At 52.4% G+C, this 11,879-nt stretch carries 13 protein-coding genes; 8 read left to right on the top strand and 5 right to left on the bottom strand.

Translation table 11 applies throughout. The features are described 5' to 3' along the window. Positions 1–78 precede the first annotated feature (78 nt). The 3 genes from FFB58_RS04255 to FFB58_RS04245 all read left to right on the top strand — a co-directional run bounded on the left by FFB58_RS04255 (position 79) and on the right by FFB58_RS04245 (position 4,219). Positions 79–1,695 (top strand): mechanosensitive ion channel domain-containing protein, encoded by a 1,617-nt coding sequence (locus FFB58_RS04255; RefSeq protein WP_039028553.1) that lies wholly within the window; start codon positions 79–81, stop codon positions 1,693–1,695. Beyond that, the gene (locus tag FFB58_RS04250) at positions 1,692–2,807 is read left to right on the top strand and encodes a BamA/TamA family outer membrane protein (protein WP_138369118.1); all 1,116 of its coding nucleotides are present in this window, start codon (positions 1,692–1,694) and stop codon (positions 2,805–2,807) included. The genes FFB58_RS04255 and FFB58_RS04250 overlap by 4 nt, the downstream gene beginning before the upstream one ends. Positions 2,808–3,031: 224 nt before the next feature. Next, the gene (locus FFB58_RS04245; protein WP_039028555.1) at positions 3,032–4,219 is read left to right on the top strand and encodes an outer membrane protein transport protein; all 1,188 of its coding nucleotides are present in this window, start codon (positions 3,032–3,034) and stop codon (positions 4,217–4,219) included. Positions 4,220–4,261: 42 nt separating this feature from the next. On the opposite strand, the gene FFB58_RS04240 is transcribed toward FFB58_RS04245, so the two are convergent. The 4 genes from FFB58_RS04240 to FFB58_RS04225 form a co-directional block, all read right to left on the bottom strand. Next, the gene (locus FFB58_RS04240; protein WP_138369117.1) at positions 4,262–4,789 is read right to left on the bottom strand and encodes a LuxR C-terminal-related transcriptional regulator; all 528 of its coding nucleotides are present in this window, start codon (positions 4,787–4,789) and stop codon (positions 4,262–4,264) included. 149 nt (positions 4,790–4,938) lie between these two features. After that, positions 4,939–5,829, bottom strand: a complete 891-nt coding sequence (locus FFB58_RS04235) for a LysR family transcriptional regulator (protein WP_171029927.1) — start codon at positions 5,827–5,829, stop codon at positions 4,939–4,941. An 18-nt stretch (positions 5,830–5,847) separates the two neighbouring features. After that, positions 5,848–6,573, bottom strand: a complete 726-nt coding sequence (locus FFB58_RS04230; protein ID WP_138369116.1) for a hypothetical protein — start codon at positions 6,571–6,573, stop codon at positions 5,848–5,850. A gap of 219 nt (positions 6,574–6,792) precedes the next feature. Further along, positions 6,793–6,984, bottom strand: coding sequence for a hypothetical protein (locus tag FFB58_RS04225; RefSeq protein ID WP_138369115.1), 192 nt, complete (start codon positions 6,982–6,984; stop codon positions 6,793–6,795). Positions 6,985–7,228: 244 nt separating this feature from the next. Here FFB58_RS04225 and FFB58_RS04220 point away from each other — a divergent pair, with 244 nt between their 5' ends. Together FFB58_RS04220 and FFB58_RS04215 are read left to right on the top strand one after the other, a co-directional pair. Continuing rightward, a complete protein-coding gene (locus FFB58_RS04220; protein ID WP_039028559.1) occupies positions 7,229–7,648 on the top strand; it encodes a translesion error-prone DNA polymerase V autoproteolytic subunit in 420 nt (139 codons plus the stop codon). Between the two features lie 70 nt (positions 7,649–7,718). Then, a complete protein-coding gene (locus FFB58_RS04215; protein WP_138369114.1) occupies positions 7,719–8,210 on the top strand; it encodes a GNAT family N-acetyltransferase in 492 nt (163 codons plus the stop codon). A 90-nt stretch (positions 8,211–8,300) separates the two neighbouring features. Here FFB58_RS04215 and FFB58_RS04210 read toward each other — a convergent pair whose 3' ends face one another. Continuing rightward, positions 8,301–8,792 (bottom strand): DUF523 domain-containing protein, encoded by a 492-nt coding sequence (locus FFB58_RS04210; RefSeq protein ID WP_138369113.1) that lies wholly within the window; start codon positions 8,790–8,792, stop codon positions 8,301–8,303. A 314-nt stretch (positions 8,793–9,106) separates the two neighbouring features. On the opposite strand from FFB58_RS04210, the gene FFB58_RS04205 reads away from it, so the two are divergent. The 3 genes from FFB58_RS04205 (at position 9,107) to FFB58_RS04195 (ending at position 11,848) form a co-directional block, all read left to right on the top strand. Continuing rightward, positions 9,107–9,610: a GNAT family N-acetyltransferase gene (locus FFB58_RS04205; protein WP_197057118.1), complete on the top strand. Its 504-nt coding sequence runs from the start codon at positions 9,107–9,109 to the stop codon at positions 9,608–9,610. Then, positions 9,607–10,719, top strand: coding sequence for a PrpF domain-containing protein (locus FFB58_RS04200; protein WP_138369112.1), 1,113 nt, complete (start codon positions 9,607–9,609; stop codon positions 10,717–10,719). The genes FFB58_RS04205 and FFB58_RS04200 overlap by 4 nt, the downstream gene beginning before the upstream one ends. Positions 10,720–11,107: 388 nt before the next feature. Beyond that, entirely contained in the window at positions 11,108–11,848 is a 741-nt protein-coding gene (locus FFB58_RS04195) for a Slam-dependent surface lipoprotein (RefSeq protein WP_138369111.1), read from the top strand. Positions 11,849–11,879: the final 31 nt, after the last annotated feature.

The raw sequence follows: 11,879 nt of genomic DNA, 5'->3' as shown, positions 1-11,879 counted from the left end.
ACGCTCAAATGAGCACAGACCGGCCGTTTCGCGGGCAGTCTGAAAAATAACGATAATTGCGCGTTTCGGGTGGTGGAAATGAACAGGATCCTGCTCGTACTGTTAACGTGTTTTCTCTCTGGTTTTGCTTTTATTTCGCACGCAGCGGAACCGCGTCAGGCGCCCACCGAGCAGGAGCGCGCCCGCACCGTCTATATCTTTCATCAACCCATCGTCATGCTGCAGGCGAAGTTTGGCCTGACCACGCCCGAGGAGCGGGTATTGCGTATCCGCAATACGCTGCGCAACTTCACCCAGGAGGACGTGCGTGAGCCGCTAAAAATAGTGACGGTGTCACGCTACAACCAGCAGGGAAGGCTGATCGTCATGAACGGTAAACCGGTGATGCTGCTGGCGCAGGGGGATCTGGACGAAGGGGATGATTTAACGCTGGATCAGGCCGCCCAGCGGGTGCTGGCCCGTATGGAAGCCCAGCGTATGGCCCTGCGCGATCAGTATGATTCCGGCTGGCTGGCGCTCTCCACCGTGAAAGCGGCGGCGGGATTCCTGGTCTTCATTCTCTTCTGTTATGGCGCATACCGATCGTGGCGCTGGGTACGACGTTTTTATCGTCAGCGGATCATTGAGAACCGTAGCTGGATCCCGCATCGTTGGCGGCGTTTTATCGGTGCCATCGAAACGCGGCTGTACGCCCTGCTGATGATTTTACTGGGGATCGTCGCGTTTTATTTCTGGCTAAGTTGGGTCTTCAGCCTCTTCCCCTGGACCCGCGTATGGGGAACCTCTCTCGGCGACTGGTCGATGCGCGTGCTGCGGCAGATGGCGCTGTCGATTGTCTCGGCGCTGCCGGGGCTGCTGATCGTTATGCTCATTTTTCTTATCACCGCGTTTATCCTCAAGCTGCTGAAAGTGGTCCTGAACCAGGTAGAGGCGGGGCGGCTGCAGCTGCCCGGGATCCACCCGGAAACCGTCGGCGCCACCCGCAAGCTGATTTCGGTGGTGGTGTGGCTGTTTGCCCTCTCTGCGGCGTACCCCTTTTTACCCGGTGCCAACTCGCTGGCCTTTAAGGGGATCAGTGTCTTCTTTGGTTTAATGCTCACCCTGGGATCGGCGGGGGTGATGAACCACGCCATGAGCGGTCTGGTGCTGACCTATTCCCGCGCGCTGCGCAAAGGGGATGTGATCCGGGTGGGGGATAACGAGGGGCAGGTGAGCGAGATAGGCATGCTCGCCACCAAGATCATCACCCGGGAAAATTACGTGGTGACGGTGCCCAATGCGGTGGTGGTGAGCGGCAAAATCACCAACCTCAGCGTGCAGAACCCGGACGGCGGGGTGAACCTGACGGTGGGCGTTACCATCGGGTACGACACCCCCTGGCGGCAGGTCCACGCCATGCTGGAGCTGGCCGCCAAGCGGGCGCAGGGCATCGATCATACCCACGCGCCGCTGGTGCGCCAGCTGAGCCTGATGGACTGGTATATCGCCTATGAGTTGCAGGTCCGGCTCCTGCCGGGCCAGTCGCTGGCGATGGCCCGCAACGAACTGCACAGCCACATACAGGACGTGTTCAACGAGTTTAACGTGCAGATCATGTCGCCAAACTTCGTGATGCAGCCAGAGGGCGCGGTCATGGTGGCGAAAGAGAACTGGTATCCGGCTCCGGCGTCGGCTCCCGACGGTGATAAAGGATGAAGCGGCTGTTGCTGCTGACTGCACTCTGTTGCGGGCAAGCCACGTCGGCTGGCCTGATCGATCCTGAAGACGGCATGCTGGATATGAGCCATAACCTTGAGGATAAGCCTTACGGATTTCTGCCGATCCCGGTGGTGATCACCGAGCCCGCCATCGGCTACGGCGGCGGGCTGTTTGGCCTGTTTTTGCACGGGAAAGGCACCCAGGCTAACGGGCGATTTATCCCTCCGGCGATGACGGCATTCGGCGGAGGCGGTACCGAAAACGGCACCTGGTTTGTCGGCGGCGGCCACCGGCGGACCTGGCAGGAGGACCATATCCGCTATCTGATTGCTGGCGGCTATGCCGATATCAATCTTGATATCTATTCCGGCGATGTCGCCGGGTTCAGCCGCAACAAAGCCATCAACACCGAAACCCAGGGCTACGGCGGCATGCACAAACTGCTGTTCCGCGTCGGGGATTCGCCGGTGTTTCTCGGTGCGTCCCAGTCCTGGAGCAAGGCGGATATCGCCGCCAAAAACAATCCGGTTATCGATCGCGTGTGGCAGCGTGTGTTGGGAGATGACAGCACCTCTTCGTCGCTTGGCGTGGTGGCGGAATATGACACCACCGATAACTTCTTCTGGCCGGGGCAAGGGGTCTCGCTCAGCGGTGAGTACCAGTTTTACGGCCACTTCCTGGGAGGCGATTACCGCTACGATCTGCTGACCCTGGACGGCAAAGTTTTCCTGCCGCTGAACCCCACCTGGACGCTGTCGCTCGCCGGGAACTATCAAATGCTCTCCCAACAGGATCAACACCTGCCGCCGATGGCACGCCCCTATATCAAGCTGCGGGGGATCTCCAGCTATCGCTATCAGGGCGAGGATGTCAGCACCGTGCAGGCCCAGCTCGGCTGGCAGGTGACGCCGCGCTGGGTTGTGCAGGGGTTTGGCGGGGCCGGTAGCGCCGAAGATCGTGCAAGCGATCTCTACACCAGCGCAGAAGTGGCCTGGGGCACCGGGTTTCGCTATCTGATTGCCCGGCAGTACGGGTTACACACCGGGCTGGACGTAGCCTTCAGCGATCACGAGCAGGCGGTCTATTTCAACGTGGGGTCTGGCCTGTAAAAGAGAATGGTTATGAGAAGGACTAAGGTCATGGTGCCGCCTGGCATGTGAGCGCGGCAGGAAACAGCGCAAGGGGACGGTTTTCAGTCCGTTTAAGGCTTTTCTGAAGAAATCTCCGCGTTTTCCCCGGAAGATCCCTGCTCCGGTTTATCAGGGACACAGCAAGGGTGAGCGCAGGGGCGCTATTTACGTTTACTAAACAGACAACAATAAGCAGGTGGCAAATGAAAAAATTGACAGTGATATGTCTGGGGCTGCTTTTCGCCCAGACGGGCCATGCCAGTGGTCTCTACTTCTACGAAATCGGCACGGAAGATACGGCCCTTGCCGGTGCGGGGCAGGCGGCGCGCGCCCAGGATGCCTCAACCATTGTCACCAACCCGGCCGGGATGACCCGCCTTCCGGATCACATGTTCACCGGCGGCGTGCAGATGATGGACGGGAACATTCCTTACACCCTGGATAACGAGTCCGGCCGAAAAAGCCCGGGCGATATCATGAGCGCGTTCCCCAATGCCAGCGGCTTTTACGCGCAAAAAATCAATGACGATCTGTATGCCGGGATCGGCATGTACGGCAACTACGGCCTGGCGACCGACTACGGTGAGTGGGCGGGCGACAGGCTTCTCAAGAAGAGCGCAATGGTCGCTCTGACCCTAAGCCCTTCGCTGGCTTATAAGCTGAACGACCGGGTGTCGATTGGCGGCTCGGTCAACGTTAACTACGGACTCTTCTCGCTGACGCGCAACGTCGACGGTGATGATAAAACCGAAAAAGATCACGACTGGGCCATGAGCTATCGCCTGGGATTACTGATGGAACTCACCGACCAGACCCGGGCGGGGATCACCTGGACCAGTAAAACCGAATATGACTTTGATATTGACGGCAAGGCCCGCTTCCCGAACCTGCCGAACGTTGAATACGATCTGCCGATCTCGGCGCAGGTCCGGGCTCCGCAGCAGATCATGTTAAGCCTGGTGCATGATATTAATCAGACGTGGTCGGTAATGGGCGATCTGGGCTGGCAGGACTGGAGCCAGTTCGGTAGCCCGCAAATTACCGTGGTAGGGCAGGATCTCGACAAGAAAAACCGCCTCAAAGACTCCTGGCACACGGCGCTGGGGGTGCAGTATCGCCCGACAGAGCAGTGGCGTATCAATGCCGGGGTGGCGTTTGACAGCACCATTTATGAATCGCAGGGTGACGTGGCGCTGTCGCTCCCGACCGGCGACGAATGGCGTTTCGCCACCGGCGCGCAATATCAGATAACACCGCAAAGCAATATTGGTTTTGCGGTTTCGTATCTGCATATGCAGTCTTCCCGGGTGCAGTCTCCGGCGATCCTGAAAGGCAGCTATGACGATCCGTACCTGTGGTTTGCCAGCCTGAACTACAGCTATCAGTTTTAAGGCGCGCGCCACTGCCTGGCGGGAGTGGCTATCAAACTGCTGTCACAATGACGGGTCGATGATGGCGGATCTGACCCTGTGCATAGCGAGCATATTTTTTGCTCGCATGTTCAGCTTCTCCTGAATCTTGATACGGTAGGTGCTGGTGGTTTTTTGCGACAGGCTCAGACGCCTGGCAATTTTATGATTCTCCAGGTGAACCAGCTTCAGCACGTCATATTCCCGGCGCGTAAAGTGATGCTGCCTGAAGTGAGGAAAAAAGTTGATCAGATGCTGCAACGGTTGCAGGGTAAAGCGCAACGATGAGTAAATGATGTTATCTATTTTGATGTAGCAATCAGCCTCAATTTCGTTCAGTAAAACAATATATCTGGATTTCTCCTGCCTTACTTTTTTAATAACCTGGTTACGCAGGCCATCGTGGGCAATAGCGATGATGACATCCCGAAATGTACCCAACTCATCCAGCTGGTCCAGATCTGCATCATCACTCATAAATACAGTATTCAGCTTTGAGCAATGAATGCCTGAACAAAGATAATAATTATCGCTTAAGAAAACAGTACGCATAATAATATCGAGTTATAGAGAGTTAAAAGGGAGCAGCTAGGTTATAGATGAAGGAGGGGGCTGTAAAATTAAAACGGCCGCGAAAATTTAAATACTCGATTTAAATTATTTGAATTGTCCTGTAATTACTGAAGTTATGACCTCTGGCCTTATGTCACCGTAGACTGAAACTGCTGAATTAATTTTCCCAGCATGGGGTTGGTGGCGAGGGAGTGATGATAATGAAGATAACACTCATAAGACATATCAAGTTCTGCCGGAACATCCAGAACTTTTATCGGGAGCAGGGGCTGAATATTTTTTGCAATTAACGTTGGTAACAAAATGATAAGGTCGCTGTGGGCGCAAAGCATCACCAGATTGAGCGTACTGCTGGCGACAAAGGCGACATTACGCGTCTGGAAAAGTGCATTAAACCGGTTGGTTTGTTCAACGCTGTCGCTGATCAAATGCATTCCCCGGGACCAGATAGCATGCTGATGCTGCGTCCAGTCAGACAGGGAAAATGTTTCACCGATTTCCGGATGGTTGTGCCGGACAATGGCCGAGATTTCGCTGGTGAAAAATTTAAGCTGGATGATGGAGTTATTCACCGGAAGGCGGGTACCAATATCAATATCCACCTCTTTATTTCTGATCCTGGCTATTCTGGCTTCATCGTTTTCAATGGCTGAACAAAAATTGATGCGCGGGAGCTGCTCCGTGGTAGCAATTAGCGCGGTTGACAGCAGCAGTTCAAGGACGGAATAGCAGCTGACGGTAAAGATATTTTTCTCTGTTGCGGAAAGGACGCTCTCTACGTCAAGTTCGTTGACTATTTTTTGATATTTTTGGCTGAGCTCTTCTGCCAGGCTGCTCGGCACCATCCCCGTTCTGGAACGATAAAAGAGGGCCGAACCGGTGATTTTGCGCGCTTTGTTGAGGGTGTAACTGATGGCGCCGGGAGAGACGCCCAGGAGCTTCGCCGTCTGCATTACGCTGCCGCAGGAGCAAAGCGTATGAATGGTTCTTAAGGTTTTGATATCAAACTTGTGTTCCACTGGCGTCACTTCCTGTTTTTAGATGAATTTCAGCATAAACCGGACCGGTTTAATTTGCAGGATTTTTTGCCAGATGGCAGATAAATCGACGATCCCGGCCATGCCCAGCAACACCAGAATAATCAATAAGGTGGCAACGGTAATAACGAACATAAAGCGGACAATATTTTTGTGCATCTTTTGTTGCTGAGTAACCCGGCGATCCTCTTTTTCATACTCAACGAGGGTGGTGATTGCCTGACCCTGAACGTAATAAATACCCTGGTCTTCGGTTAAATCTCCGCTTATCACCAGCGACTCCAGCAGCAGTTTTATTTTTCGTCTGAAGGCTTCATTTTTAATGTGCTTATACCACAGCGTGCCATACAGCAGGGCGATCACCTCATCCACACTAAACCCGGACGCGGTGCGTGAGGGCCGCTGATTAACATAGCTGGCGACCAGTAGCCTGAGTAAATTAAAACGGTCACGGCTGATGGTTTCGGTATCCGATTTTGCGCCTGAAATCACTCTGCCTTTCAGGCGGGCAATCTGCGTCTTTAGCGTAATAACCTTCAGGGTGCGATCGAGCGCAAACGCAATAATGCTTTTATAAGTCTGCGCATAATTTTTTTTGTAATGGACGATCTCGGCGTCCATCTCAGGAATATCGACAAGTTTTTTTACAATATTGCCATTCTGATACAGCGACGATAATGATAAAGAGGCATCCTGGGCGTTATCCCAGTCCTGTATGTTCTGCAAAATATAACGATTATTTTCTGCATCTTTTAAAAAAACGGAATAATAGTCGTATGGTGTACCTTTCGCGGCGCTATGACTTTGTAACAAAGGTAAATATTTACGCCATAAAAACAGTTTCATCCTATTAATATCGATTATGCTCATTGGTAAATGCCTGATGATGTAAATGTCCTGAAGTCGACAGGATATCTTATTTCGTACATCACATCTAATTCTGCATTAAAAACCAATAAATCCACTCATGCCTTGCGCCAGGAATACCACGCTTTCATGATCAGACTCCCCCTTATCGCCACTGTTCTGGGTGATAACCTCGGCCTTATTTTCGGTCTGTTGGGGCGTGTTGTCAGCACCCGCTTGCGCGCTGACGGAGAGTAAAGCGACGACGAGAACGATAAGCTTAGGAAGCATGGGATTTACCTTTCAGCAGATAAACAACCGGTGTCTGAAATTAAAAAATAGTCGATCCCCCGGGCTTTGCAGAAAGAATCGCTGCGCACCCGTCCTGAAAACATTTACAAAACAAATATTTCTAGCTGCAATAATCACTTATAAGCGAAGCGGTTAAGCAATAAACTGCCATTGCTGGCCCACGACTTGATTGCGCCTCTCGTCACGACTACTGTATATAAAAACAGTATTCGAGGAACGAATCATGGAGTTTTACCAACTTTCAGCGCTGCGCGAGGTGATTGCGCTCCCCCTTTTCAGCGATGTGGTGCAGTGCGGCTTTCCCAGTCCGGCCCAGGACTACGTTGAGCAGCGTATCGATCTGAATAAATTACTTGTTCAACACCCCAGCTCGACCTATTTCGTCAAGGCGGCGGGGGATTCGATGATTGATGCCGGCATCGGCGACGGCGATCTGTTGATTGTCGACAGCGCCAGAACCGCGCAGCACGGAGATATTGTTATCGCCGCGGTGGAAGGGGAATTTACGGTAAAACGCCTCCAGCTCAGGCCTCGGGTGCAGCTTAACCCGATGAACAGCGCCTATTCGCCGATCCTTGTGGGCAGTGAGGACTCTCTCGATATCTTTGGGGTGGTGACCTACATCGTTAAGTCGGCGGATTAGCCAAATTCTGACGCACACGCACTCAGGAAAAGGTAACCTGTCGGCCATAACACGATGAAGAGGTAAAAACATGACCACCCCGGTATTCCGCCAGGCAACCCCTGCTGACGTCGATCGTTGCTTTGAGATTGAAATCACCGCCTATGAAGGGGATGAAGCGGCAACGCGTGAAAAAATTGCCACCCGTATTAACCGCTACCCGGAAGGCTTCCTCTGCATGGAGCTGGAGGGCAAGGTCATCGGCTTTATTAATGCGGGCTGCACGTGGGATGTGGTGATGTCCGACGAAGAGTTTAAGGAGCTGGTGGGGCACGATCCCGCGGCGCCAAACGCGGTGATTATGTCCGTGGTGGTCGACCCGGCTTACCAGGGCAAAGGCTATTCGTCGCTGCTGATGCGTGAATTCGTGTCGCAGATGAGAGCGATGAATAAAAAGACTCTTCACCTGATGTGCAAGGATCGCCACGTCGATCTGTACGCCCACTTTGGCTACCAGTACATCAGGCCGTCCGCCTCCGATCACGGCGGCATGGCCTGGCATGAAATGATGATGACGCTCTGATGTAAACCGCCTGCCGCGGCGCGAGCCCGGCAGGCACATCCTGAACGAAAAGCGAATCAGATACCGTTCGGCTTAAACCTGGAGAACCCTTCATTCCCGTTCTTCAATCCAGCTCACAAGCTCTGCAAACTGCGTTTCTGAAAATACCGCAATGCCATGTTCGGAGAGCAGCGATGCCGCCACTCCCATACCCGGTTTACGCTGACTACGGAAAGAACCGTCATAGATAAACTGGCTTCCGCACGTTGGACTACCATCAGTTAACAATGCAGCAGTGCACCCGGATTCTCGTGCTGCTTGCAGAGCCAGCCAGGCTGCAAGTTGATAATGCTCCGTAACATCCCTTCCAGTATTTTCAATTATTCTGGCTTGTCCGCACATTACGTCTTTACCATCAGCCGACACAATCTCTGCAGGTGGTCTCGGAACAGGTAGCCCGGCCGCTAACTCAGGGCAGTGGATCACCAGGCGCTGCTCCTGTTGCCAGCGAGCAAGTTGATGAGTCATCTGCGCTTTCTCTTTTCCGTTATAACGGACTTTGAGGCCCATCAGACAAGCACTGACCAATATTTTATTTATCATTATTTCTGGGTGTCAGGATGAAAAAGACGAAGGATTGTAACAGCTTGCTCCATCCTCATAAATGAAAGGATTTCAACGTAAGAACGTCCGCGCCTGACACGGAGTGGACGGGGGCGTGGGGCTGAGAGTCTGCTTTGAGCGAGGAGCGGACATTGGATTGACCCGATCAACAATGCGTAGTAAGCACGAGACATGCAAAACAGCAATAAAACGGCTTATGCCGATTGTCCCCTTTACAAATTTAAGCCTGGTCAGATTCTGCTTTGAACGAATATAGTCCTCGCTTATTGGCAGAAATTTAAGAGTGAGGACTAGTGAGAAAAACAGACGCTATTATTTCTTACCGCTGCGCGGATGAAAATGACCTGAAGGTTCTTATCGACCTTTTGTTCGATGATGAGCTGGGCTCAACCCGCGAAATGAATGACAATACATCCTACAGCGCTTACGCCAGGGCATTCACAAGAATCCAGGCCTGTCCTGACAATGATATTCTTCTTGCAGAAATTGAGTCTGAAATTGTCGGCATGCTTCAGTTAACACTCCTGCCGAGTTTGACCCACAAAGGAAGTCTGAGAGCCCAGATAGAAGGTGTACGAGTGAAAAAAGGGTTCCGTGGCAAAGGTATTGGCCGTCAATTATTCAACTATGCTATTGAATCCGCAACGCGCTCAGGTTGCCATATCGTTCAGCTTATGACCGATCGCAAGCGTGCTGGCGCCATCGCATTTTATAACTCCCTTGGATTCAGTGATTCACATCTCGGCATGAAATTAATGCTGGAGCCCTCTGAATCGACGGGAGGTGACCTGCAATGACTTTCAGAACGAACACCGTACCCGCGACTTACGTTCGCGGTGGCACAAGCAGGGCGATTATTTTCAGACGGAACGATCTTCCGGATGATGAAACGCTGTGGAAGCCGATTTTTCAATCGGTAATTGGCAGCCCTGACCCTGATGCTACACAGCTTGACGGCATGGGAGGCGGAATTACCTCTCTGTCTAAAATTGCCGTCGTCTCCCAATCAATACGGCAAGATGCCGACGTTGACTACTTTTTCTTTCAGATAGATCCGTTGACGGGCGACCTGCTGACAGATGCAAACTGCGGTAACATATCTTCTGCCATAGGGCCTTTCGCCTGTGAGCAAGGGTGGATAGATATTTGCAATGGTGTCCGGACCGTGAATATCTATAACGTAAATACCAATAAAATTATTGTTTCAGAATTCAACCCTGAAGCGGAAGAACATGAACTGGTCGCCATCAGCGGTGTGCCGGGTAAGCACTTCCCGGTCAGGCTTTCATTTCTTGAACCTGCCGGGTCAATGTCTCGCGGGCTTTTCCCGACAGGCAACAAATCTGATGCAATCGCTTTTGACGACGGGAGAGAAATTCAGGCGACATTACTGGATGTTACTGTTCCTTGCGTCATCATCAGCGCAAAAGATGCAGGCATTCAGGGAAACGAGGATTACCGCACCCTGCTGGGTGACAGGCACTATACGGACAGGATGGCTGAATTGCGTATAAAAGCCTCTTTACTGATGAAGCTCTGTCACACCGAAAATGACGCTCGTTTTATTAAAACGAATGTTCCGGACGTGATTGTTATCGCACCACCCGAAGATGGCCTTTCTGGTGTGAGGGCGAGATATGTTAGTTGCGACCGTCCCCACAGAGCAGCGCCGGTGACGTCATCAATGGCACTTGCCGCAGCTGTCTGTATCGAAGGAACTGTGGCTTCTGAGATCGGAACTCTTGAGAGAAAAGGTGAAGTGCTCATTCACCATCCTTCCGGAACCCTGGCAGTGCATGCTGAAATCAACTCAGTCGGTGATGTGCTACGCACATCTGTCATCAGAACGATGCGCACTATTATGCGTGGTGAATTGTTGTTAGCCAGGACCATAAAACAGCTGTAATTTTCGAATGTATGAGCACCTTCACGGCGTCCGCTTCTGGCACAAAGCGGACCGTTGCTGAGTTCAGATTTAGTCCCGATGCGTATCGTCTGCCTTATCCTGAGTCGTCAATTATCTCTTTAACTTTATATCCCCTCCTGTTGGTATCTGAACATCGGGTAAATAAGGGCACATAATAAAAAGCGCTAATTAATCGCCTTAAGTCAAATTAACGCCGGTTAACAGATTCGCAGGCGTGAGGTTATTTAAGTTGTTGTTAAGATTAATCTTATAATTAACGGGAATAAGTCCTATTCATTAGAGATGCTGAATGTTTTGGCGTAAATTCATTCGCAAAAATTATGTTACAAATCGTGCGAATTTATTCACAACCAAGGACGTTTAGCGTATGGGGATCTTAAAACCTGGTTTATTACTGACCGCTTTTGTACTGACTGCATGTGGCGGCGGCGGCGGCGGGGGCGGTGGTAGCGACAGCGCGCCCCCGGTAACCACTGCGCCTGAGCAAACGGATAACGGCAATACGGGCACCACGCCGGAAACCCCGGCCACGGCACCGGTCAGCCTGACCACCGGCGGTACCCTTTCCGGTTGGACCTACACCACTCCTGAGGGCCGTGAATATGTTATGCGCGGCACCGGGATCTCTGCGGGCCTGGTGCAAACCCAGCGACTCACCCGTGACGACCGTTCCCCGGTCTCCTCAACGTCATGGTGCTGTGGCCGTATGAGTTACACCACGTTCGGTACCTGGACACAGTTTGAAAAAGGTCAGCATGACGTCTTCTACACCGGGGATGCCACGCTCGCGGCTAACGTGCCAACCCAGGGAACGGCGACCTATGTGGGTCACGGTATGCGTGAAGATATCCTGAGCGATGCCAGCTTTAACATTGATTTTGCTGCGAAAACCATCAACGGCACCATTGCCGGAAATGATACCTTTGGTAGCGAAATTGCGATGCAGGGCAACATTGCCAACGGGGGTTTCACCGGTAATGCGCAATCCGGCGGGCAGGCGGGAACGTTCACCGGCCATTTCAATGGTCCCACGGCTGAAGAGTTAGGCGGTGTGACGCAGTTTGCAGACACCACTAAAAACGCTTCCTTTGGCGCGACACGTCAATAAATCGTTTACCGGTCAGCCTGGCTGACCGGAC

Source organism: Enterobacter sp. MF024 (genome assembly GCF_005843915.1).
GTDB lineage: Bacteria > Pseudomonadota > Gammaproteobacteria > Enterobacterales > Enterobacteriaceae > Enterobacter > Enterobacter barmai.
The sequence above is the reverse complement of the archived record's forward strand: the minus strand, read 5'-3'. Positions and strand labels throughout refer to the sequence as shown.

What these genes read in the sequence shown, in the direction of transcription:
- FFB58_RS04255 (WP_039028553.1), top strand. Translation starts at nt 79, where the DNA reads ATGAACAGGATCCTGCTCGTACTGTTAACGTGTTTTCTCTCTGGTTTT.
- FFB58_RS04250 (WP_138369118.1), top strand. Translation starts at nt 1,692, where the DNA reads ATGAAGCGGCTGTTGCTGCTGACTGCACTCTGTTGCGGGCAAGCCACG.
- FFB58_RS04245 (WP_039028555.1), top strand. Translation starts at nt 3,032, where the DNA reads ATGAAAAAATTGACAGTGATATGTCTGGGGCTGCTTTTCGCCCAGACG.
- FFB58_RS04240 (WP_138369117.1), bottom strand. Translation starts at nt 4,789, where the DNA reads ATGCGTACTGTTTTCTTAAGCGATAATTATTATCTTTGTTCAGGCATT.
- FFB58_RS04225 (WP_138369115.1), bottom strand. Translation starts at nt 6,984, where the DNA reads ATGCTTCCTAAGCTTATCGTTCTCGTCGTCGCTTTACTCTCCGTCAGC.
- FFB58_RS04220 (WP_039028559.1), top strand. Translation starts at nt 7,229, where the DNA reads ATGGAGTTTTACCAACTTTCAGCGCTGCGCGAGGTGATTGCGCTCCCC.
- FFB58_RS04215 (WP_138369114.1), top strand. Translation starts at nt 7,719, where the DNA reads ATGACCACCCCGGTATTCCGCCAGGCAACCCCTGCTGACGTCGATCGT.
- FFB58_RS04210 (WP_138369113.1), bottom strand. Translation starts at nt 8,792, where the DNA reads ATGATAAATAAAATATTGGTCAGTGCTTGTCTGATGGGCCTCAAAGTC.
- FFB58_RS04200 (WP_138369112.1), top strand. Translation starts at nt 9,607, where the DNA reads ATGACTTTCAGAACGAACACCGTACCCGCGACTTACGTTCGCGGTGGC.
- FFB58_RS04195 (WP_138369111.1), top strand. Translation starts at nt 11,108, where the DNA reads ATGGGGATCTTAAAACCTGGTTTATTACTGACCGCTTTTGTACTGACT.